A 22,504-nucleotide genomic window follows, 5' to 3' on the forward strand; every position below is an offset into this window, starting at 1 on the left:
CCATACGCAGTCATGTTTATAGGGTTTATTGCCGCTGAAGATTGCTTCAGCCGCTAACGGCCCTCGCCTTCACTCTCAAGCGTGAAAATAATGTCAGAAAATCAAGAAGTAACAAAAAAAGAGCAGTACAACCTCAACAAACTGCAGAAGCGTTTACGTCGCAACGTGGGCGAAGCCATTGCTGACTTCAACATGATTGAAGAAGGCGATCGCATCATGGTTTGTCTGTCTGGTGGTAAAGACAGCTACACCATGCTGGAAATCCTGCGTAATTTGCAGCAAAGCGCGCCGGTTAACTTCTCGCTGGTGGCGGTAAATCTCGACCAGAAACAGCCTGGTTTCCCAGAGCATATTTTGCCGGCCTATCTGGAACAACAGGGCGTTGAATACCACATCGTTAACGAAGACACTTATTCCATCGTTAAAGATAAAATTCCTGAAGGTAAAACCACCTGCTCGCTCTGTTCGCGTCTGCGCCGCGGTATTCTGTATCGCACCGCCACCGAGTTGGGTTGTACCAAGATCGCCTTAGGTCACCACCGCGACGATATCCTGCAGACCATGTTCCTCAACATGTTCTACGGCGGCAAGATGAAAGGCATGCCACCAAAACTGATGAGCGATGACGGTAAACATATCGTTATTCGTCCGCTGGCTTATTGCCGCGAGAAAGACATCATTCGTTTTGCCGAAGCGCGCCAGTTCCCGATCATTCCTTGCAACCTGTGCGGTTCGCAGCCGAATCTGCAACGTCAGGTGGTTGCCGACATGCTGCGCGACTGGGATAAACGTTATCCGGGCCGCATCGAAACCATGTTCACCGCGATGCAGAATGTGGTGCCATCACATATGGCCGACATTAATCTGTTCGATTTCAAAGGCATCAAACACGGTGATGCCGTGGTAGATGGCGGTGATTTGGCGTTTGATCGCGAAAGCTTGCCGGTGCAGCCTGCGGGCTGGCAGCCAGAAGAGGACGATGCGCCCAATCTCAGCGTGCGTCTTGATGTGCTGGAAATTAAATAATCGATTTGCTGTGAAATAAGGCGCGTCGCTTCGGCTACGCGCCTTTTTTATTAGCGGTGCGGTGGTGGATCCTGGATCGGTGGAAATTCGGGATCGTACGGAGGTTGTGCGGGTGGTATCGGCTGCGGTTGTGGAATCGGTTCGGGAATGGGTGGTGGATCGGTAGGAATTGGTTCGCTGGCAATGATCGCTTGCATGCCCTTCTCCTTGTCACTGAATGTCCTTTAAGCATAGGAAAGGATGCGTATTGAAGCCAAGCGGGCAAAAAAAAGCCGGCGGATAGGCCGGCGTCGTACGAATCAAATGTGCTATGCAGTAATTCAAAAAAGGAAGTAAGACAATATGGAGCGCAACGCCCATCGCTTGACGTTGCATTCACCTGCGGGAAAGAGTTTGCCCCGATTGCCCTGGCGGGATATTGATATCGATCAGGTTTATCCCGCTTTTCTGCCTTACAACCATTTCCGCCGTTTTAGCCATATCGCCACGCCGCCCACCATCGCCAGCAGCAGCACGCAGAAGGCGGTGAAGCCCAGCGCCCAATTACCGCCGGGAATGCCGCCGAGGTTGACGCCGAATAAGCCGGTGAGGAACGTGGCTGGCAGGAAGATCATCGCCATCAACGACATGGTATAAGTGCGACGGTTCATCGATTCCGCAAGGATTGACGCCACTTCATCCGCCAGAATCGAGGTTCGCGCTACGCCCGCATTGAGATCGTCCAGTCCACGTCCGAGACGATCGGCAACTTCTTGCATACGGCGGCGATCGTCGTCATTCATCCACGCCATCTTTTCGATAGCCAGGCGCGCATAGACATCGCGCTGCGGTGCCATATAACGACGCATCACAATCAATTGCTTACGCAGCAGCGCTAAATCGCCGCGCGCAGGCACTTCCTGATTCATCAACGCATCTTCCAGTTCGATAATTTTATCGTGCATCTCTTCGATAAATTCACTGGCGTGATCGGTTAACGCATCGCACACATCCACCAGCCAGCTGCCGCCATCAACCGGACCATTACCGTTTTGCAGATCGGTCAGCACGGCATCAATGGCGTACACCTTGCGACGGCGCGTCGAGACAATCAGCTTGTCGTTGATAAACACGCGCATTGCCACCAGCTGATCCGGACGCGAATCGGCATTGTGGTTTACGCTACGCAGCACAATCATGAAGCCGTCGCCAAGACGTGTCACGCGTGGACGCATGCTGTCGCCCGCCAGCGCGTCACGCACTGAATCTGGGATCAGCGGCGTGTTTTGCAGCCATTCCGCACTTTGCCGTTGGGTGTAATTGAGGTGCAGCCAGCAGGGACGTTCGCAGTTGATGACATCTTTATCTTCGATGGGGATCATGCCGCCTGCGCCATCCAGCTGACAGGACACAATGGCATCGGATACTTGTAACGCTTTTCCTTCAATGACGTTCACGAACTCGCCTCACTATCAAAATCAATACGATACAGTCTAGCGTGGCGCAGACCAGTTGCAATCATCAGGCTGTGAGCAAAGATGACAGGCGGTCACATTCATTTGTAGGGTCGCCATTTATGGCGACCGATTAGACTCAATGCTTCTCAATCCACAGTTCGCGGCTGTACGCCACGTCTTCAGGATTGGTGATCGGATATCCTTTCACCCACGGCTTGATCAAGCGGCCGTTGGTATATTGATAGATCGGCGCGATCGGTGCCTGATCGGCGATGATCTGCTCGGCTTTGTTGTAATCGGTGTTACGCGCCGCCACGCTGGTTTCAGTGCTGGCTTTGGTAATCACCGCATCATAATCGGCACTGCGGAAGCGCGCGATATTGCCGCTGTGCGTCGAGGTCAGCAGGCTGAGGAAGGTTGAAGGCTCGTTATAATCGCCGATCCACGAGGCGCGGATCACATCGAAATTGCCGCTGTTACGGCTGTCGATATAGGTTTTCCACTCCTGATTTTGCAACGTGACATCCACGCCTAGATTCTTCTTCCACATTGAAGCCACCGCGATAGCGATTTTCTGATGGCTTTCCGAGGTGTTGTAGAGCAGCGTCAAATGCAGCGGTTTGCCGGGTCCATAACCTGCCGCCGTCAGCAACGCTTTGGCCTGCGCGTTCAGCTCCTGTTGGCTATGTTGCTGCAGATAGCTTTTCATCGGAGTGAAACCGGCGGTAACGTCCGGTGTAAAGTGCCAGGCCGGTTTCTCGCCGGTGCCCAAAACTTTCTCCGCGATAATGCGACGATCGATGCTCCATGACAGCGCCTTACGCACCCGTACATCGGCGGTTGGCCCTTTCTCGGTATTGAAGGCGTAGTAATAGGTGCCAAGCTGATCCGGCGTATACACCTGGCCCGGCAACTCTTTCTTCAGCAGCGCGTACATGTTTTTCGGGAAGGATTCGGTGATATCAATATCATTGGCGCGATAACGCTTGGTGGCGCTGGACTCTTCATTAATCGGGATAAAGGTGACTTTGGTCAGCACCGATTTTTTGTCATCCCAATAGTTGGCGTTGCGCATCAGCACGATTTTTTCGTTTACTACGCGATCCTGCAGCTGATAAGCGCCATTGCCGACCAGCTTGCCCGGTGACGTCCAGCTATCGCCCTCTTTTTCAATCACTTTCTGCGATACCGGATACATCGCGGCATTGGCAACCATACTCGGGAACCACGGCACAGGGCGTGACAATGTCACCTTGAGGTGTGTTGCATCGGTCGCCGTCACACCCAGTTTATCGGCGCTCATCTGTCCTTTGGTGATTGCTTCCGCGTTTTCAATGCCGCTCAGCGCAGCAAACCAGGCAAACGGCGAACTGTTCTTCGGTTCCACTAAACGTTGCCAGCTGTAAACAAAATCCTGCGCGGTGACCGGCTCGCCATTCGACCAGCGCGCATCTTTGCGCAGGGTAAAGATCCAGGTTTTGTTATCGTTGCTGCTCCAGCTTTGCGCCACGCCGGGAACGATCTTTCCGTGGGCATCCTGATTGGTCAGCCCTTCAAACAGATCGCGCATCACCTGAATTTCCGGCAGGCCAACCGCCTTCATCGGATCGAGTGAAGCGGGCTCATCTTTTATATGGCGAACGATTTCCTGGGTGCTGGCCAGCTGTGCACCCGACGGCACGTTGGCGGCGAATGCGGGTGAGACTGCGCTGGCTACAATTAACGCAGTCAGCGTCTTGCGGAACGTTAGTTTCATCACCACTCCTTTACGCGAAAAAAATGGCGACCGCGAAGAGATTGTGTCGCCAGCAACGTTTGGCACTTTATCGCAAATTGCTGATTGATATATAGCTATTTCCCCGCAGGCTATTTACCGTTATGTTGAGGCTGGATTCCCGGTCACATTTTTTACCTTAAGCGCCAGAAGGTTTTTGGCGGTGTTGGAAGCATTTCAGAGAGGAACGTCATGTCGTCATACCATCCACGTCCGCTGCGCGGCAAGCTGGACGCTGTCTGGCAACAATACGGACAATCGGTGCTGGGCGCGCCGCTGCTGTGGTTTCCGGCACCCGCCGCCGATGCCGAAAGCGGGCTGATTATTGCTGGCACGCACGGCGATGAGAATGCCGCGATTGCCACTTTATCCGGTGCGATGCGCACCTTGCCGGAGGCGCTGCGGCGTCATCACGTTGTTCTGGCCGTCAATCCCGATGGTTGTCAGTTGGGGCTGCGCGCCAACGCCAACGGCGTCGATCTCAACCGTAATTTCCCCGCGGCTAACTGGCAGAATGGCGACACGGTGTATCGCTGGAACAGTGAAGCGGATGAGCGCGATGTGGTACTTTCAACCGGATCAGGTCCCTCTTCCGAACCGGAAACCCGCGCGCTGTGCCAGCTGATTCATCAGATCAAACCGCGCTGGGTGGTTTCGTGGCATGAACCGCTGGCCTGTATTGACGATCCGCACCACAGCGATTTAGCGCAGTGGCTGGCGCAGCAAACCGCGCTGCCGGTGGTGAGTAGCGTGGGTTATGCCACGCCGGGTTCGTTTGGCAGCTGGTGCGACGATCTCGGCCTGTTATGCATTACCGCCGAGATGCCGCCGATTTCAGTCGACGAAGCCACCGAAGTCTATCTGGAAGCGATGATCAATCTGCTGCGCTGGCAGCCAGCGGCTTGAGTACGCCGTGAGAGAAATGCAGCGACGGTTCAACATCGGCCGCAAGCCAGGTTGGACCGTCGAGATCCGCGAACGTCGCCTGCGCCGTCAGCGGTAATGCCGCACGAATCGCCCGCGACGTACAGAGCATGCAGCCAAGCATAATCGCAAATCCCTGTTGCTGCGCCGCCTCTGCGAGCGCCAGCGCTTCGGTTAATCCACCGGTTTTATCCAGCTTGATATTCACCATCTCATAACGCCCTTTCAGCTGCGGCAGGCTTTCACGCGTGTGACAGCTTTCATCGGCGCAGATCGGCAGCGGATGGATAAAGTTGCCCAGCGCGCTGTCTTCTGCTGCGGGCAGCGGCTGTTCCAGCATAGCGACGTTGAGATCGGCCAGTAGCTGACAGCGCGCCGCCAGGCCTTCGGCATGCCAGGATTCATTGGCATCAACAATCAAGGTAGCGTCCGGTACCGCACTGCGTATCGCCACTAAACGTTCGCTGATCAGGTGATCGTCCATTTTGATCTTCAATAAACGCGCACCATGCTGCCACAACGCCTGCGCGCTGCTGGCCATCGCATCTGGTGTGTCGATGCTGATAGTGTGCGCGGTGACAATCTCGTCGGCCAGTGGCACAGCGCACAATTGCACCAGACTTTCGCCCTGCTGCTGTCGCGCCAAATCCCACAGTGCGCAGTCGATGGCGTTGCGCGCCGCGCCTGCCGGTAACGCCTGTTGCAGCGCTTCACGCGTCATCCCGCTTTGCAACGCACTCAGCTGAGAAGCGATCTGCTTGAGCACCGATTCCTCGCTTTCACCGTAGCGCGCGTACGGCGTGGCTTCCCCGACGCCTTTAACGCCATCCTGCTCGATCTCTACCACCACAACATGCGCCTCAATGCGGCTGCCGCGTGAAATAACAAACGGCGAATGTAACGGCCAGGCTTCCGGATAACTCTTCACTGTTCTCATTATTTCTCCTTAAATCCGTCGCTTAAATGCGAGCCGGCTCGATTATCGCCAGGAAATGCGCTCGTAAACCCTTAAAAATTATGTCATAAACACACGCTATATCTTTAAAGTCAGATATTTCATCGTTAAAAAAAGGAAATCACATGTCTCAGACTGTTCACTTTCAGGGCAATCCGGTGCCGGTTGCAGGCCAGTTCCCACAAGTTGGCGAGCAAGCTAAACCTTTCAGCCTGGTCGCCAAAGATCTTGCTGACGTATCCCTGGCTAATTATGCAGGCAAACGCAAAGTTCTGAACATTTTCCCAAGTATTGATACTGGCGTGTGTGCGGCATCGGTGCGTAAGTTTAATGAGCGCTCAGGTGAAGCGGACAACACGGTCGTGCTGTGCATCTCTTCCGACCTGCCTTTCGCTCAGTCACGCTTCTGTGGCGCAGAGAACGTCAGCAACGTGATCACGCTCTCCTCACTGCGTGGCACTGAGTTCAAAGAAAACTATGGCGTGGCGATTGCGGATGGCCCGCTGAAAGGCCTGACCGCGCGTGCCGTGGTGGTGCTGGATGAAAACGATAAAGTGATTTACAGCGAGCTGGTGAATGAAATCACCGAAGAGCCAAATTACGATGCGGCGCTGGCTGCGCTGAAGTAACGTTAGCTCGCTATTAATGTGAAACAAAGAGCACCGAATGATTAATTCTTCGGTGCTTTTTTTATGCCCGCCTTCAACTCAGTTCCCTTTTTAACCCGTTGATTTATCGTGATACGTAGCACTTCTTCCTACCTTGTTGCATTTTTGCTGTGATTCTTGTTACCCGTATCACATTAATCAAAAAACATAAAACCCGTAACAGATCCCGCAATTGTTCCCATCCGCTTCGCTACCTATAACTAACCGTCAATTGCCCTTAAGCGATTCAAAGACAGGCGGGAATCTCTATGCAAGCAAGCTTATCCATTAAAGAAAAAATCAGTTACGGCCTTGGTGATATGGCCAGCCATATCGCCATCGATAACGTCATTATTTTTCTCACCTTTTACTACACCGATGTGGTGGGTTTGCCCGCGATCTTTGTCGGCACGCTGTTTTTACTGGCGCGCGTTGCCGATGCGGTGATCGATCCAGCAATGGGGATGGTGGCTGACCGAACCCGTTCACGTTGGGGCAAATTTCGTCCCTGGTTATTGATGCTGGCAGTACCGTTCGGCGTCAGTTGTATGCTGATTTATGCGGTGCCGGAAAGCCTGTCGCTCACCGGAAAAATGATTTACGCCGCCGTGACCTACAGCCTAATGATGCTGATGTACACCGCTATCAATATTCCTTACTGCTCGATGGGGGCGATTATCACCGCCGATGATAATCAGCGCATCTCCCTGCAATCATGGCGTTTCTTCCTGGCTACGCTAGGTGGCGCGATGTCCACTTTCCTGATGATCCCGCTCGCCACCTGGCTGGGCGGCGGTAACAAACTGGACGGTTACTTCGCGGCGATGTCGATTATGGCGACGCTGGCAACATTGCTGTTCTTTATCTGCTTCTTCAACACCCGCGAACGTATCAATGCGCCCGCTAACCACGGCAACTTTCTCGCCGATTTACGCGATTTGCTGCGTAACGATCAGTGGCGCGTGGTTGCATTACTGGTGTTCTGCAATATCTCGTTCGGCGTGGTTAGACTCGGCGCGATGATGTACTACGTCACCTATTTTCTCGGTAACGCCAGTCTCTTCATGTGGCTGCTGGCCGCGCATATCGTCGGCAAAAGCGTCGGTAGCGTGCTGGCAAAGCTGCTGACGCGCCGCCTAAACAAAATCACCGCCTTTACCCTCAGCGCCATCACTGCCGGTGTGTTGAGTATCAGCATCGTGTTCCTGCCGGGATCGCTGGCGCTGTTAGTCGGCATGACGTTCATCGTTTCCAGCTTCTATCAGGTCACCACCACGCTGATGTGGGTGATGATGGCCGATGTGGTGGATTACGGTGAATATCGTCAGGGCAAGCGCCTCGATGGCACCGTCTTCTCCACGCTGCTCGCCGTATTGAAAATGGGCATGGCGATCAGCGGCGCGATTGTTGGCTGGACGCTGGGTCTGAGCGGTTACGTTGCTCAGGCACCGCATCAGCAACCCGCCGCGATGATGGCCATCGTCGCGCTGTTTTCAGTGGTTCCAGGTCTGCTGTCGCTGTTGAGCGCGCTGGCAATGCGCGGCTACAAACTTAACGATGCCACCATGCGCACCATCAATCAGAACAAAGTGTCAGCCCAACCAGCTGCAACGGCTTCCCCCCTTCTACAACCACAGGAGTTGTCATGAGTGAATTACGCGCCGAATCCCAGCGTATTATCTGGACATTTGACCGTCAGACGCTGGTTATCGAGCCTTGGGGCGCGCATAGCCTGCGAGTACGAGCCACCTGTCAGCCTGAACTGATCGATCATGACTGGGCGTTGTTATCGCCTGCGGCTTGCGAGGTGGAGATCCAGCGCGAGCATGAATCTCTTAGCCTGCGTAACGGCAATATCACCGCTACATTGAACATCCGCGGCCAGCTGGCTTTTTACAATCAACATGGAGAACTGCTGCTGGAGGAGTTCTGGCGTCAGCGCAGCACCGTGGGCATCGGCGCCAGCGAAAAAAGTCAGGACAAATACATCAGCGCCCTTAAGCTGGATGCGCGCGCCTTTCGACCGATTCCGGGAGGGAAATATCAGCTCAGCGTGCGCTTTGAAGCGCGTGCGGAGGAGAAAATTTATGGCATGGGCCAGTATCAGCAGGATTGCCTCGATCTAAAAGGCTGCACGCTGGAATTGGCACAGCGCAACTCGCAGGCCAGCGTGCCGTTTATGGTATCCAACCTCGGCTACGGCTTGCTGTGGCATAACCCGGCCATCGGCGAAGTGACTTTTGGTAAAAACGGCACGCGCTGGCAAGCCGAAGTAACCGATCAGATGGATTACTGGATCACCGCAGGCGATACACCGGCTGAGATCGTGCGCCAGTATGGCCGCGCCACCGGCACAGCACCGATGATGCCCAGCTTTGCAACCGGCTTCTGGCAATGCAAACTGCGCTATCGCACTCAGCAGGAAGTGCTGGAGGTGGCGCGCGAATATCGCCGTCTGCAGCTGCCGCTCTCGGTGATTGTCATCGACTTTTTCCACTGGCCAAATCAGGGAACCTGGTGTTTCGATGCGCGCGACTGGCCGGATCCGCGAGCCATGGTGCAGGAGCTGAAAGAGATGGGCATCGAAACTATGGTTTCAGTGTGGCCCACGGTGGATAGCCGCAGTGATAACTATCGTCTGATGAAATCCAAAGGCTTGCTGGTCAACAGCGAACGCGGCGTATCCGTGAACCTCGATTTCATGGGCAACACAACCTTTTTTGACGCCACGCACCCCGCCGCACGCGAGTTCGTCTGGCAAGAAGTTAAGCGCAACTATTATGACCACGGCATCCGCACCTTCTGGCTCGATGAAGCGGAACCGGAATATCGCGCGTACGATTTTGATAACTACCGCTATCATCTCGGTCCGGTTCAGGAAGTGGGCAATATCTATCCGCAGCTGTTTGCCCGCGGATTTTATGAAGGTCTGCAACAACAAGGTGAGAGCGAGATCGTCAACCTGGTGCGCTGTGCCTGGGCGGGCAGCCAGCGTTATGGCGTGCTTGCCTGGTCGGGCGACGTTCACTCCTCGTTCCATGCCTTGCGCAACCAGTTCACTGCCGGGCTGAACATGGCAATGGCGGGAATTCCGTGGTGGACCACCGACATCGGCGGTTTTCAGGGCGGAAATATTCATGACCCGGCGTTTCATGAACTGCTAATCCGTTGGTTCCAGTGGGCGGTGTTCTGTCCGGTGATGCGTCTGCATGGTTACCGCGAGCCACAGATTGCACCTGAGGAAGCCTGGCGTGATGGTATTGCGCAGTGTAACAGCGGCTCACCAAACGAGGTTTGGAGCTACGGTGAGGAGAATTACGCGCTGATGAAAAGTTGCCTGCTGCAACGTGAGCAGATTCGTCCCTATATTGATGGCCTGATGCGCGAAGCGCATGAGCTCGGCGATCCAGTTATGCGCCCGCTGTTCTATCACTACCCGCAGCAGCCCGAGAGCTGGCAAGTGGAAGATCAGTATCTGCTGGGCCGTGACCTGCTGATAGCGCCGGTGCTGCACGCCGGGCAGCGTGAACGTGAAGTGTGGTTACCTGCTGGTGAGCAATGGATTGCGCGTAACGGCGAGTGCTATCAAGGCGGACAACGCATTAGCGTCGCCGCGCCATTGAGTGAGATTCCGGTGTTTATGAGGGAAGGAAGTCAGGTAGATATTCGCGCACCCGACTAAAACCCAGCTAAATAAACGTAGGGTCGCCATTCATGGCGGCCAATGGCAAAGACATCCGCCTGCCAAGGTTGATGCACGTTTGCGGACCAGGTCGCCATGAATGGCGACCCTACGGGCGGAACGACGTTACGGGATGTACGCGCTTTGTTACTCGCTGTCGTTACGCTTCTGACCTAACCCATATTCACGCAGCTTATTGGCAATGGCGGTATGCGAGACGCCGAGGCGTTTCGCCAGTTTGCGCGTGCTGGGATATGAGAGGTAAAGACGCGTCAGCACCGAACGTTCGAAGCGGCTAGTAATATCATCCAGCGAACCTTCCATCGCCTCTTCGCCCAATGACACATCCAGCGCCTGCTCTGGCAACACAATATCTTGTGGTCCCAGCTCATAACCTTCCAGCTGCGTCAGCGCACGGTACAGCGCATTCTTCAGCTGGCGCACGTTGCCCGGCCAGTTGTAGCGCGTCAGGAACGGCGTCAACTGCGATGAGAGGCGCGGACGCGGCAAGCCTTGTTCGTCGGCAAAACGGGCAACAAACATTTCGGTCAGCGGCAGAATATCCAGCGGACGTTCACGCAGCGGCGGCAGATTGAGCGTTAGCACATTCAGGCGATAAAACAGATCTTCACGGAATTCACCGCGCTGCACCAGCTCAATTAAATTCTTCTGCGTGGCACAAATCACGCGCACATCAACATGCACTTCATGCTCTTCGCCCACGCGGCGGAACGTGCCGTCGTTGAGGAAACGCAGCAGTTTGGTCTGCATGCGTGGCGACATTTCGCCAATCTCATCCAGCAATACCGAGCCGCCGTTAGCCTGCTCGAAGAAGCCTTTTTTGCCTTCCAGGGCATTGGGATAAGCACCGGCGGCGTGACCAAACAGCTCGCTCTCGGCCACATCATCCGGCAGTGAGGCGCAGTTCAGCGCCAGGAACGGTTTTTTACCGCGTGCGCTGCGTAAATGACAGGCGCGCGCCAGCATATCTTTGCCGGTGCCGGTATCGCCGACAATCAACAGCGGCGCATCGTGCATCGCCAGCTTGCGCGCCTGATCGATCACCTGACGCATTTTTGGCGTAACCGCCACGATGTGATCGAACTCTGATTCATCGGTAACGGTGAGATTCTGCAGCTGTCGGCCCATACGCGCCGTCGATTTCAGAGTGATCATCGCGCCAACAGGCAGATCGCTCTGGCCCTCTTCTTCAGCCAGATAAATCGGCCGCGCTTCCATCAGGAAATCGCGTCCCTGAATCACCACATGCTGCGCCTGCGCGTCAACACGTTCATTCTCCAGCCATCGCTGGAAATTAAAGCCGGTGATTAAGGTGCCAACGTTTTGGTTGCGCAGCTTCTGTTCATCAAGGGTAAACAGATTTTGTGCCGCCGGATTGGCCAGCTCGACCTTGCATTTCAGATCGATGGATAATACCGGTTCCGGCATCGCCACCAGCAGCGCACTCAATGCGCGATGCTCGCGTTCGGAGGGCATAAACGAAACGGTACGCACATCTGTCACGCCAGGTGTACGGCGAATTTCCGCCATCAGATTGCTGAAGGGTTCAAACTCCAGCGCGGTGAAATTGAGGTAAATGCGACCGAGTGGCGCAATTTCGATGCCGCGCAGGTCGATATTGCGGGCAACCAGCAGGTCGAGCAACTCGCGCGCCAGACCGATTCGGTCCTGGCAGAAAACTTCCAAACGCATTGCGATGAGCCTTAGTCAGGTTTTGATTTTAGTGATAATACGCTAACTTGCAGCGCCTCAGAAGAGGCCTGTCAGGAAAAGTTGACAGCCAGAGGCAGGTGATAGAGGGAAGTGTAGCGGAGCGACCAACAAAAATCCCGCCAAATATGCGCGGTAACACAGATAATTTTACCTTTCACGCCAGTTGCAGCGTGAAAGGTAAGCAAGTGCTGATTATTTAGCAGCCTGCCCTGCTTTATCCCCACTTTTTACCAGGGATTCTTTCAGCTGACCGATTAACTCGCGACGGAAATCACCGAGACGCGGTTTATCATCTTCCAGCCAAGGCAATGGACGACACAATTCCATCGCTTTAATGCCGAGACGCGCGGTGAGCAAACCGGCACCGATCCCTTGCGCGGCGCGAGTTGACAGGCGCGCGGCGAGATCCTGCGACATCCAATCCATCCCGACTTCACGCACCAGTTCGGAAGCGCCGGCAAACGCCATGTTGAGGAGCACTAAACGGAACAAGCGGATGCGGCTAAAGTAGCCCAGCTCAATGCCATAAATCGCTGCGATGCGATTCACCAGCCGCAGATTGCGCCAGGCGATAAACGCCATGTCCACCAAAGCCAGCGGGCTGACGGCGATCATCAGCGTTGATTCGGCGGCGTGACGGCTGATTTCCCGGCGAGCCTGACGATCCAGCACCGGCTGCACCAGTTGGGCATACAAGGTGACGATTTCACGATCGTTGTGAGTTTCATGCAGCGCCGCATGCCAGCGCTGCAGTGCAGGATGCGCCTGATCGAGCTGAGCTTGCTGCGCCAGCTTTTCACAGAACGCGCGACCTTTGCCCACACCGTGACTGTGCAGCAGTTCGCGGCCAATATCGCGCTCTTCAGCCCGCTGACGCAGGCGATATAAACGCCGCCATTCGCCAATCAGCGCGCCCGCACCCGCAGCGACAATCAATGTGCCGGCCACGCCGGTGCCGAGGGTGAACCAGTCGCGCACCATCCATGCATCGTGCAGCGTCTGCGCACCCTGCGCCACCACGCTGACGCCGAAAATGGCGAGGCCAACGCCCACCATTTTGCGCCACAGGCTGCGTTTTGGCCGCAGCGCGGCTTCCACCACTTTTTCGCCTTCTCCCTCTTCCAGCGGTTCGGCTTCTGCCGTGGCGAGAAAGGCCTTCTCGCTGTCCGCGCTAAAGGTTTGGGCGGCGCGCAGTGGTTTTTCCGCTTCAACTGTCAGCGGACGGGCGAAATTAATGCGTCCTTTTAAAGGTATTTCGTCGCTCATCGCAATTTATCTCCCAGTAAAAATTCCAGTGCGGCATCCATGCGAATATGCGGCAGTGGACGATCGACATCCAACTGCTGCGGCCGGAACTGTTCAAACTGAAATCCCTGCTGTTGCCAGAAATTGTGGCTCGGCAAGCGCGGCGGCACTTCGCCGGGATAGAACGTCAGGGCTTCATTATCGGCTAAACGATGACCACGCAACGCCGGTAACTTCTCGCCACGATGATCAACCAGCCCACTTTCCGTGGCCTGCACCGAGGCCAAACCGAGACAATCCATGTTGATGCCTTCGAACGCCGCGTTCTGCCACGCGTCCTGCACCAACTGCTGCAACAGCGACACCATATTGGCATGCTGATCGGAAGTCACATGATCGGCCTTAGTGGCAGCAAACAACAGCTTATCGATGACCGGAGAAAACAGGCGGCGAAACAGCGTGCGCTGACCGTAATGGAAACTCTGCATCAGTTGCGTCAACGCGAGGCGCATATCGTTGAACGCTTGCGGACCGCTGTTCAGTGGTTGCAAACAATCGACCAACACGATTTGGCGATCGAAGCGCAAGAAATGATTTTTATAGAATCCTTTCACCACGTGCTGGCAGTAATAGTTGAAACGCTGCTGCAGCATAGCGAAGTTACTGCCCGCTGGCGCTTGAGCCAGCTTGCTAACCTGCATCTCGTCGACCTGCGGCCACGGAAAGAACTGCAGCGCCGGAGCGCCAGCCATATCGCCCGGCAACACAAAGCGGCCCGGCTGGATAAAGTGCAAGCCTTCGCTTTTGCATTGGTGCAGGTAATCGGTCCAGGCAGCGGCAATCGCAGCCAGACGATTTTCATCGGCGGGTGCAAAAGGATCGAGATCGGCGCACAGGCTGCGCCATTGCGCTGACCATTCGGCGCGATCGCCCTGCAACAAGCCCACCATCTGGCGTGACCAACTGAGATAATCCTGCGCCAGCATCGGCAGATCCAACAGCCATTCTCCGGGATAATCGACGATTTCAAGATAGAGCGTGGCGGTATCTTTGAAATGGCGCAGCAGCGACTCATCCGGACGATAGCGCAGCGCCAGGCGCATTTCGCTTACGCCACGCGTGGGCGTCGGCCACATCGGCGGCGTGCCGTACAGCTGCGCCAGACCTTCATCGTAGGTGAAACGCGGCGTGCCGAGTTCGCGCTGCGGTACGCGCTTGACGCCCAGCAGGCGATCTTCGCGCACCACGGAAAAAAGCGGCAAACGTGCGCCGCTGTGGACATTAAGAAGCTGGTTAACCAGCGAAGTGATAAACGCGGTTTTGCCGCTGCGGCTCAAACCGGTTACAGCCAAGCGTAGATGGCGGTCAACACCGCGGTTCATCAACGCCACAAATTCATTTTGCAGTCTTTTCATCGTTCTCCCTGATGAATCGTGCCGATAAGCGTTTAAACGCTTTACTCAGCAACGGTTCCAGGGCGGCCGCCAGCAACAGGCGCAGCGGACGGCGCGCCACCGATTTCACTGCCCAGCCAGCGATCCCGCCGGGCCCGTAAGTTACTGCGCTAATAATGATAAATTTCCCCGCCGACATCAACGCAGGTGTCGCGCGACGGCGCAGAGCAGTAAAACGTTGAGTTTGCATAGAGCCTCTTATCACAATAGAAGAAGTGGGCCCGAAAGCCCGGGAATTTAGATCTGGCGGAAGCGGCTGCGTACGCTGAACGTTTCTGAAGTGACATAGCGTTCAACTTCACGCACTTTTCGCTCGTCGCTTTGCAGCGTTGTTTCCAGCTCGTCGAGCAGTTCACGTGCGCTGGGTGCCCGTTCAGATGAAGCATCAACGGGTTTCTCGTCCAGCACAAAGCCCAGGATAAAATAGGCGACGATGGTGAACATAAACAGCCCAAGGAACAGCGACAGCACCACAATCACACGAAGCAAGCGCACCGGGATATCGAGATATTCGGCGATACCCGCACACACTCCGCGCACTTTGCCCTGCTGCGGAATGCGCCACAGTTTACGGCCATTCATCATGGTTGCCTCCAGTTTGGATGTTCGGCATCCAAAATGGCTTCCAGGGCTTCCACACGCTCACGCATGCGGCGCGCATCCTGAATAATTTGTTGCAAACGCTGCAGGTCACTCGATGATAAATCGGCGCCGCCGTTGCGTTTGTTGCTGTAATGCAGCCATAACCAGATTGGTGCGACAAACAGCACGAAAATCGTTAAGGGTATGGCTAAAAAAAGTGCGCTCATTGACTCTCCTTAATCACTAACACCATTTTTAACTCGGGCCCGCAATCAGGCCCGTGGCGATCACTCAGGGCGATTCATTTTGGCTTTCAGCGCGGCCAGCTGCTGGCTGATTTCATCATCGGCTTTCAGCTCGGCGAACTCCTGATCCAGACCTTTTGGCTTACCAAAACGCTGGCTTTCTGCTTCTGCTTCCATGTGATCGATGCGACGTTCAAAGGATTCGAAACGCGCCATCGCATCATCAATCTTGCCGCTGTCGAGCTGACGACGCACATCACGTGATGACGATGCCGCCTGATGACGCAGCGTTAACGCTTGCTGGCGTGCACGAGTTTCAGTGAGTTTTTTCTCCAGCTCACCAATCTCGCCTTTCATGCGGTCCAGCGTCTCTTCAACCTGGGTAGATTCCTGCTGCAGCGCAGCAATCAAATCGGTCAGCTTCTGCTTCTCAATTAAAGCAGCACGCGCCAGATCTTCTTTACCTTTGTTGATCGCCAGCTCCGCTTTCTCCTGCCATTCGGCCTGCTGAATTTCAGCCTGCTCGCTGCGGCGCAGCAGCTGTTTCTTTTCTGCCAGCGCACGGGCTGAGGTTGAACGGACTTCTACCAGCGTGTCTTCCATTTCCTGAATCATCAGGCGTACCAGTTTCTGCGGATCTTCGGCGCGCTCCAGCAGAGAGTTGATGTTAGCGTTCACGATGTCGGCGAAACGAGAAAAAATACCCATAATGATGTTCCTCAAATTTTGTATGTAGGTGCGCGAGGCGCTCATCACTAATACAATTCGCGTGCCAACTTTTAATTGCTTGATTTCACGCCATTTGTTTATTTTACATCCGCCAGAACATCCCTTAAGGTAGTGAAATTGATTAATCAGTGGCGAATTTCATCATGGCGAATAGTTCTGACAACCTTTTGGGTGAATCGAATAACTTTCTTGAAGTACTGGAACAGGTTTCGCGCCTGGCGCCGCTGGAAAAACCGGTGCTGGTGATTGGTGAACGCGGGACAGGGAAAGAGCTGATCGCCAGCCGCCTCCATTATCTGTCGAACCGTTGGGAAGGTCCGTTTGTTTCGCTGAACTGCGCCGCGCTGAATGAAAACCTGCTCGATTCCGAACTGTTCGGCCATGAAGCCGGCGCGTTTACTGGAGCGCAAAAACGCCATCTGGGACGCTTCGAACGCGCCGATGGCGGCACGCTGTTTCTCGATGAACTCGCCACCGCGCCGATGCTGGTGCAGGAGAAATTGCTGCGCGTGATTGAATATGGCCAGCTGGAGCGCGTTGGCGGCAATCAATCTTTGCAGGTCAATGTGCGGCTGGTGTGCGCCACCAACGAAGATCTGCCCGCGCTTGCCACCGCCGGTAAATTTCGCGCCGACCTGCTCGATCGCCTCGCCTTTGATGTGGTGCAGCTGCCGCCGCTGCGTGAGCGCCGCAGTGACATTCTGGTGATGGCCAACCATTTCGCGATTCAGATGTGCCGCGAGTTGGGCTTGCCGCTGTTCCCAGGTTTCAGCGATCGCGCCCAGCTGACACTGCTGAATCACAGCTGGCCCGGCAACGTACGTGAACTGAAAAACGTGGTCGAGCGTTCGGTCTATCGCCATCACAGCGCCGACGAGGAGCTGGATAACATCATCATCAACCCGTTTGCACCACGCACTCCGCCCGCCGACGTCACAGCCGAACCGGCCTCATCTGCTTTGCCTTCTCTGCCGCTGGATTTACGTCAGTGGCAAAATCAGCAGGAGCGCGAGTTGGTAGAAGCGAGCTTGCAGCAAGCCAAATACAACCAGCGCCGCGCCGCCGAGTTGTTGCGTGTGACGTATCATCAGTTGCGCGCCATGATGAAGAAGCACGGGATTCAGGCGCGCGACGAGGATTAGCCAGGTCGCCATAAATGGCGACCCTACGTTTTATCGCACAGGTGTGTGGCGCTTTTCCCAAAAGCTTTTGCGCTGATGCAAGGCGGCAAGTGCGATAATCCTCGGGAGCATACACCAGTATGTGACCGGGGTTAGCGTACGCAGCCAACGCAGCAGCAGCGTAAAAGATGACGGGAAAAACGTTACACAAAAAAAAGCCCGCGAGACGCGGGCAACTAATACTGGAAGCAATGTGAGCAATGTCGTGCTCTTCTTCGGTAGAGCCACCGTCGAAGCGCAGAAGAATAATAATCATTCTTATTATCATCTGTAAACCCCTAATTGAGAATTTTTCTCATTTCCACACAGAGATTGTGATTACCTCATCGCCACTTTGGCGAAAAACACAGCAGAAGTGTCGCGAATTTGGGGAGTACGTGACGTTTAAGATACACTCACGCTATTGCCTCAGAATCGTTGAGTTCTATGCCAAAATTATTCCCCTCTCTGCTGCTTGGTCTCAGCATGATGAGCGCGTCAGCGTGGGCCGCGCCAACGGACAACATCCGCAATAGCGGCTTTGTCTATTGCGTTAACGGCACGGTTAATACCTTCAACCCACAAATGGTCAGCAGCGGCTTAGTCGTCGATACACTGGCGGCGCAGCTGTATGACCGGCTGCTGGACGTGGATCCTTATACTTATCGGCTGATTCCCGACCTCGCTCAGAGCTGGGAAGTGCGGGATAACGGCGCAACCTACCGTTTCCACCTGCGTAAAGATGTCGCCTTCCAGCACACCAACTGGTTTAAACCGACGCGTAAAATGAACGCCGACGATGTGGTGTTCAGCTTTGCGCGCATGTTTGATCGCAAACATCCGTGGCATAACGTCAACGGCGGCAGCTATCCCTACTTTGACAGCCTGCAGTTTGCCGATTCAGTGCAGAGCGTGAAAAAGCTCGATAGCGATACGGTTGAAATCCGCCTCAACAGCCCGGACGCCTCATTCCTGTGGCACATCGCGACGCATTACGCGCCGATTTTGTCGCAGGAGTACGCCAATAATCTCAGCGCCAAAGGCCAGCAGGAACAGCTGGATCGCGAACCGGTCGGCACCGGGCCGTTCCAACTGAGCGAATACCGCACCGGACAATATCTGCGCCTGGCGCGCAATCCGCAGTACTGGAAAGGCGTGCCGCGTCTGCAGCAGGTGGTGATTGATTTGGGCGTTGGCGGCACCGGACGTTTGTCCAAACTGCTGACCGGCGAATGCGATGTACTGGCCTATCCCGCCGCCAGCCAGCTGAGCATTTTGCGCGACGATCCGCGTCTGCGCATGACGCTGCGTCCCGGCATGAACATCGCCTATCTGGCGTTCAATACCCGCAAGCCGCCGCTCGATCGCCCGGAAGTGCGCCACGCGCTGGCGCTGGCGATCAATAACGAACGCCTGATGGAGTCGATCTATTACGGCACCGCCGAAACTGCGGCCTCGATATTGCCGCGTGCGTCCTGGGCTTATGACAACGATGCGCGCGTCACCGAATACAACCCGGCCAAAGCGCGTGAAGAGTTGAAAGCGCTGGGGCTGGAAGATCTGCATTTACGTCTGGTTGTGCCCTCTTCCTCACAGTCGTGGAATCCCAGCCCGCTGAAAACCGCTGAACTGCTGCAGGCGGATTTGGCGCAGATTGGCGTGCGCGTCACCATCGCGCCGGTGGAAGGCCGCTTCCAGGAAGCGCAGTTGATGGAGATGAATCACGATCTCACGCTTACCGGCTGGGCAACCGACAGTAACGATCCCGACAGTTTCTTCCGCCCACTATTAAGCTGCGCGGCAATCCGTTCGCAGACTAACTACGCACACTGGTGCTCGCCCGCCTTTGATGAGGCGTTGCAGCACGCGCTATTGTCCCAGCAGCTGTCGGCGCGCATTGATAGCTACGACAAGGCGCAGCAGATTTTGGCGCAAGAGCTGCCGGTGCTGCCGCTGGCCTCGTCGCTGCGTTTGCAAGCCTATCGGCATGACATCAAAGGTTTGGTGTTAAGCCCGTTTGGTAACGCCTCGTTCGCCGGCGTTTACCGCGATGAGAGCAGCGAGGAGTAAGCATGATTATCTATATTCTGCGTCGCGTGGTGCTGCTGCTGATCACCCTGTTTTTGCTGTCGCTGGTGAGCTTTAGCCTGAGCTACTTTACGCCAAACGCCCCGCTCGAAGGCGCGTCGCTGTTTGATGCGTGGTGGTTCTGGTTTAAGGGCTTACTGCAGTTTGATTTCGGCGTCTCCAGCACCAACGGCCAGCCGATTGATCTTCAGCTGCGCGAAGTGTTTCCCGCCACGCTGGAGCTATGCGTGATGGCGTTTATTCTGGCGCTGCTGGTGGGCATTCCGCTGGGAATTTGCGCCGGCGTGATGCGCAAAAAATGGCAGGATAAAGCCATCAGCGCGCTGGCGCTGCTCGGCTTCTCAATGCCGGTGTTTTGGCTGGCGCTGCTGTTTACGCTGTTCTTCTCATTAACGCTCGGCTGGTTGCCGGTTTCCGGGCGTTTCGACCTGCTCTATCCGGTGCAAAACGTTACCGGCTTTGCATTAATTGATGCCTGGCTGAGCCCGTCGCCGTGGCGGCATGAAATGCTGATCAGCGCATTGACGCACATGATTTTGCCGGTGGTGGTGTTGGCGGTTGCGCCCGCTACCGAGATGATTCGCTTACTGCGCAGCAGCACCAGCGATGTGATGGACAAGAACTACGTTAAAGCTGCCGCCACACGCGGGCTGTCACGCTTCACGGTGATCCGCCGCCACGTGCTGCACAACGCGCTGCCGCCAGTGATTCCGCGCCTTGGCCTGCAATTTTCCACCATGTTGACGTTGGCGATGATCACCGAAGTGGTGTTCAACTGGCCGGGAATTGGCCGCTGGCTGATTAACGCCATTCGTCAGCAGGATTACGCGGCGATTTCCGCTGGCGTGATGGTGGTAGGCGGTCTGGTGATTCTGGTCAGCGTGTTGTCCGATATTCTGGGTGCGGCCCTTAATCCGCTGAAACATAAGGAATGGTATGCCTTACGATAATGTCTACGACGAGAAGCGGCTGCCCAGCACGCTGCGTCGCAGCTGGCAGCGCTTGTACCGCGATACCAGCGGCATGGTTGGCTTGTACGGCTTTGGCCTGCTGCTGTTCCTGTGCCTGTTTGGTGGCCTGCTGGCGCCGTATGGCATCGATCAGCAATTCCTCGGTTATCAGCTGCTGCCGCCGTCGTGGTCGCGCTATGGCGATGTATCCTTCTTCCTCGGCACCGACGATTTAGGTCGCGATGTGCTGAGCCGCCTGCTGAGCGGCGTAGCGCCAACCGTCGGCTCGGCGATTCTGGTGACGGTGCTGGCGGCGATTTGCGCGCTGGTGCTTGGCGTGTTTGCCGGTATTACGCATGGCGTGCGCTCGGCGGTGATGAATCACGTGCTGGATACCTTGCTGTCGATTCCCTCGCTGCTGCTGGCGATTATCGTGGTGGCATTTCTCGGCCCGCGTCTGGAACACGCGATGCTTGCGGTGTTTCTGGCGCTGATCCCACGTCTGGTGCGCGAGATCTATACTGCTGTGCATGATGAGATGGAAAAAGAGTATGTGGTGGCGCTGCGTCTCGATGGCGCGCGCAACCTGAATATTTTGTGGAATGCGGTGCTGCCTAACGTGCTGCCGCTGCTGGTGAGCGAATTTACCCGCTCGCTGTCGATGGCGATTCTCGACATCGCCGCACTCGGTTTCCTCGATCTTGGCGCGCAGCTGCCGTCACCCGAATGGGGTGCGATGCTCGGTGACGCGCTGGAGCTGATCTACGTTGCGCCCTGGACGGTGATGCTACCGGGCGTAGCGCTGATGGTCAGCGTGTTGATCGTTAATCTGCTGGGCGACGGCATTCGTCGCGCAGTAGAAGCGGGAGTTGAATAATGCCGCTACTGGATATCCGTAACCTGACCATCGAATTTATGACCGCTGACGGTCCGGTCAAAGCGGTCGATCGCATCAACCTGACGCTCACCGAAGGCGAAATCCGTGGGCTGGTCGGCGAGTCAGGTTCAGGTAAAAGCCTGATCGCTAAAGCGATTTGTGGCGTCACCAAAGACAACTGGCGCGTCACCGCCGATCGTATGGTGTTTGATGATATCGATCTGCTGCGCCTGTCACCGCGCGAACGCCGCCGGATTGTTGGCCATAACGTGTCGATGATTTTCCAGGAACCGCAATCCTGTCTTGATCCGTCAGAAAGCATTGGTCGCCAGCTAATGCAGGCGATTCCGCGCTGGACGCATAAAGGTCGCTGGTTTAAACGGCTGTGGTTCTGGCGCAAAGTGCGCGCGATTGAGCTGCTGCACCGCGTCGGTATCAAAGATCATAAAGACATCATGCGCAGTTTCCCGTACGAACTCACCGACGGCGAATGCCAGAAAGTGATGATCGCCATCGCGCTGGCTAATCAGCCGCGTTTGCTGATTGCCGATGAACCGACCAATGCGATGGAGCCGACCACGCAGGCGCAGATTTTCCGCCTGCTAAGCCGCCTCAACCAGAATAACAACACCACCATTTTGCTGATCAGCCACGATCTGCGCACCATGAGCCACTGGGCTGACCGCATCAATGTAATGTATTGCGGTCAGACGGTGGAAAGCGCGCAGAGCGAAGAGTTAATGGAGTCGCCGCATCATCCTTACACTCAGGCGTTGATCCGTGCGATGCCCGATTTCGGTAGCGCGCTGCCGCACAAAAGCCGCCTGAACACGCTGTCAGGCGCGATTCCGTCGCTCGAACATCTGCCAATTGGTTGTCGTTTGGGGCCGCGCTGTCCGTATGCGCAGCGTAAGTGCATCGAAACGCCGCGCCTGACCGGCAATAAAGCGCATCTGTTTGCCTGTCACTTCCCGCTGAATATGGAGAGCCAGTAAA

The 22,504-nt window shown here is 55.6% G+C and carries 20 protein-coding genes; 10 read left to right on the forward strand and 10 right to left on the reverse strand.

Going from position 1 to position 22,504, the window contains the following annotated elements; translation table 11 throughout:
• Positions 1–90 precede the first annotated feature (90 nt).
• Positions 91–1,026, forward strand: a complete 936-nt coding sequence (gene ttcA, locus VIJ98_RS10120; RefSeq protein ID WP_008106443.1) for a tRNA 2-thiocytidine(32) synthetase TtcA — start codon at positions 91–93, stop codon at positions 1,024–1,026.
• 452 nt (positions 1,027–1,478) lie between these two features.
• Here ttcA and zntB read toward each other — a convergent pair whose 3' ends face one another.
• Both zntB and VIJ98_RS10130 read right to left on the reverse strand, forming a co-directional pair.
• Complete coding sequence (gene zntB, locus VIJ98_RS10125) at positions 1,479–2,462, reverse strand: zinc transporter ZntB (RefSeq protein ID WP_008106446.1); 984 nt, start codon at positions 2,460–2,462, stop codon at positions 1,479–1,481.
• Between the two features lie 136 nt (positions 2,463–2,598).
• The gene (locus VIJ98_RS10130) at positions 2,599–4,218 is read right to left on the reverse strand and encodes a peptide ABC transporter substrate-binding protein (RefSeq protein WP_323273780.1); all 1,620 of its coding nucleotides are present in this window, start codon (positions 4,216–4,218) and stop codon (positions 2,599–2,601) included.
• Between the two features lie 210 nt (positions 4,219–4,428).
• Between VIJ98_RS10130 and mpaA the strand changes: the two genes are divergently transcribed.
• Positions 4,429–5,142: a murein tripeptide amidase MpaA gene (mpaA, locus tag VIJ98_RS10135; RefSeq protein WP_154193546.1), complete on the forward strand. Its 714-nt coding sequence runs from the start codon at positions 4,429–4,431 to the stop codon at positions 5,140–5,142.
• On the opposite strand, the gene ycjG is transcribed toward mpaA, so the two are convergent.
• Entirely contained in the window at positions 5,111–6,097 is a 987-nt protein-coding gene (gene ycjG / locus VIJ98_RS10140) for an L-Ala-D/L-Glu epimerase (protein ID WP_323273782.1), read from the reverse strand. The genes mpaA and ycjG overlap by 32 nt on opposite strands.
• 143 nt (positions 6,098–6,240) lie before the next feature.
• On the opposite strand from ycjG, the gene tpx reads away from it, so the two are divergent.
• The 3 genes from tpx (at position 6,241) to VIJ98_RS10155 (ending at position 10,444) form a co-directional block, all read left to right on the forward strand.
• Positions 6,241–6,744: a thiol peroxidase gene (tpx, locus tag VIJ98_RS10145; RefSeq protein WP_323273785.1), complete on the forward strand. Its 504-nt coding sequence runs from the start codon at positions 6,241–6,243 to the stop codon at positions 6,742–6,744.
• 287 nt (positions 6,745–7,031) lie between these two features.
• Positions 7,032–8,411, forward strand: coding sequence for a glycoside-pentoside-hexuronide (GPH):cation symporter (locus VIJ98_RS10150; protein WP_323273787.1), 1,380 nt, complete (start codon positions 7,032–7,034; stop codon positions 8,409–8,411).
• Complete coding sequence (locus VIJ98_RS10155; RefSeq protein ID WP_323273789.1) at positions 8,408–10,444, forward strand: glycoside hydrolase family 31 protein; 2,037 nt, start codon at positions 8,408–8,410, stop codon at positions 10,442–10,444. The genes VIJ98_RS10150 and VIJ98_RS10155 overlap by 4 nt, the downstream gene beginning before the upstream one ends.
• Before the next feature lie 147 nt (positions 10,445–10,591).
• On the opposite strand, the gene tyrR is transcribed toward VIJ98_RS10155, so the two are convergent.
• The 7 genes from tyrR to pspA all read right to left on the reverse strand — a co-directional run bounded on the left by tyrR (position 10,592) and on the right by pspA (position 16,412).
• Complete coding sequence (tyrR, locus tag VIJ98_RS10160; RefSeq protein WP_154193552.1) at positions 10,592–12,157, reverse strand: transcriptional regulator TyrR; 1,566 nt, start codon at positions 12,155–12,157, stop codon at positions 10,592–10,594.
• Positions 12,158–12,370: 213 nt separating this feature from the next.
• On the reverse strand, positions 12,371–13,444 hold the full coding sequence (locus VIJ98_RS10165; RefSeq protein WP_323273792.1) for a YcjF family protein: 1,074 nt from the start codon (positions 13,442–13,444) through the stop codon (positions 12,371–12,373).
• On the reverse strand, positions 13,441–14,838 hold the full coding sequence (locus VIJ98_RS10170; protein WP_323273794.1) for a YcjX family protein: 1,398 nt from the start codon (positions 14,836–14,838) through the stop codon (positions 13,441–13,443). The genes VIJ98_RS10165 and VIJ98_RS10170 overlap by 4 nt, the downstream gene beginning before the upstream one ends.
• Positions 14,819–15,067 carry a phage shock protein PspD gene (gene pspD / locus VIJ98_RS10175; protein WP_007888070.1) on the reverse strand — a complete coding sequence of 83 codons (249 nt, stop codon included), beginning with the start codon at positions 15,065–15,067 and terminating at the stop codon, positions 14,819–14,821. Before pspD ends, VIJ98_RS10170 begins: the two co-directional genes overlap by 20 nt.
• A 47-nt stretch (positions 15,068–15,114) precedes the next feature.
• On the reverse strand, positions 15,115–15,462 hold the full coding sequence (gene pspC, locus VIJ98_RS10180) for an envelope stress response membrane protein PspC (RefSeq protein ID WP_008106469.1): 348 nt from the start codon (positions 15,460–15,462) through the stop codon (positions 15,115–15,117).
• A complete protein-coding gene (pspB, locus tag VIJ98_RS10185; RefSeq protein ID WP_323273797.1) occupies positions 15,459–15,686 on the reverse strand; it encodes an envelope stress response membrane protein PspB in 228 nt (75 codons plus the stop codon). Before pspB ends, pspC begins: the two co-directional genes overlap by 4 nt.
• 60 nt (positions 15,687–15,746) lie before the next feature.
• Positions 15,747–16,412, reverse strand: a complete 666-nt coding sequence (pspA, locus tag VIJ98_RS10190) for a phage shock protein PspA (protein ID WP_008106471.1) — start codon at positions 16,410–16,412, stop codon at positions 15,747–15,749.
• A 164-nt stretch (positions 16,413–16,576) separates the two neighbouring features.
• On the opposite strand from pspA, the gene pspF reads away from it, so the two are divergent.
• The 5 genes from pspF to sapD all read left to right on the forward strand — a co-directional run bounded on the left by pspF (position 16,577) and on the right by sapD (position 22,503).
• Positions 16,577–17,575: a phage shock protein operon transcriptional activator gene (gene pspF / locus VIJ98_RS10195; RefSeq protein ID WP_323273799.1), complete on the forward strand. Its 999-nt coding sequence runs from the start codon at positions 16,577–16,579 to the stop codon at positions 17,573–17,575.
• 465 nt (positions 17,576–18,040) lie between these two features.
• On the forward strand, positions 18,041–19,663 hold the full coding sequence (gene sapA, locus VIJ98_RS10200) for an ABC transporter substrate-binding protein SapA (protein WP_008106478.1): 1,623 nt from the start codon (positions 18,041–18,043) through the stop codon (positions 19,661–19,663).
• A gap of 2 nt (positions 19,664–19,665) precedes the next feature.
• Positions 19,666–20,631: a putrescine export ABC transporter permease SapB gene (gene sapB / locus VIJ98_RS10205; protein WP_008106480.1), complete on the forward strand. Its 966-nt coding sequence runs from the start codon at positions 19,666–19,668 to the stop codon at positions 20,629–20,631.
• Positions 20,618–21,508, forward strand: coding sequence for a putrescine export ABC transporter permease SapC (sapC, locus tag VIJ98_RS10210; RefSeq protein ID WP_323273801.1), 891 nt, complete (start codon positions 20,618–20,620; stop codon positions 21,506–21,508). The genes sapB and sapC overlap by 14 nt, the downstream gene beginning before the upstream one ends.
• Positions 21,508–22,503 (forward strand): putrescine export ABC transporter ATP-binding protein SapD, encoded by a 996-nt coding sequence (gene sapD, locus VIJ98_RS10215; RefSeq protein WP_258143398.1) that lies wholly within the window; start codon positions 21,508–21,510, stop codon positions 22,501–22,503. Before sapC ends, sapD begins: the two co-directional genes overlap by 1 nt.
• The last annotated feature ends 1 nt before the right edge of the window (position 22,504 follow it).

The organism is Pantoea sp. S18 (assembly GCF_045689705.1).
In the GTDB taxonomy this organism is placed as follows: domain Bacteria; phylum Pseudomonadota; class Gammaproteobacteria; order Enterobacterales; family Enterobacteriaceae; genus Pantoea; species Pantoea symbiotica.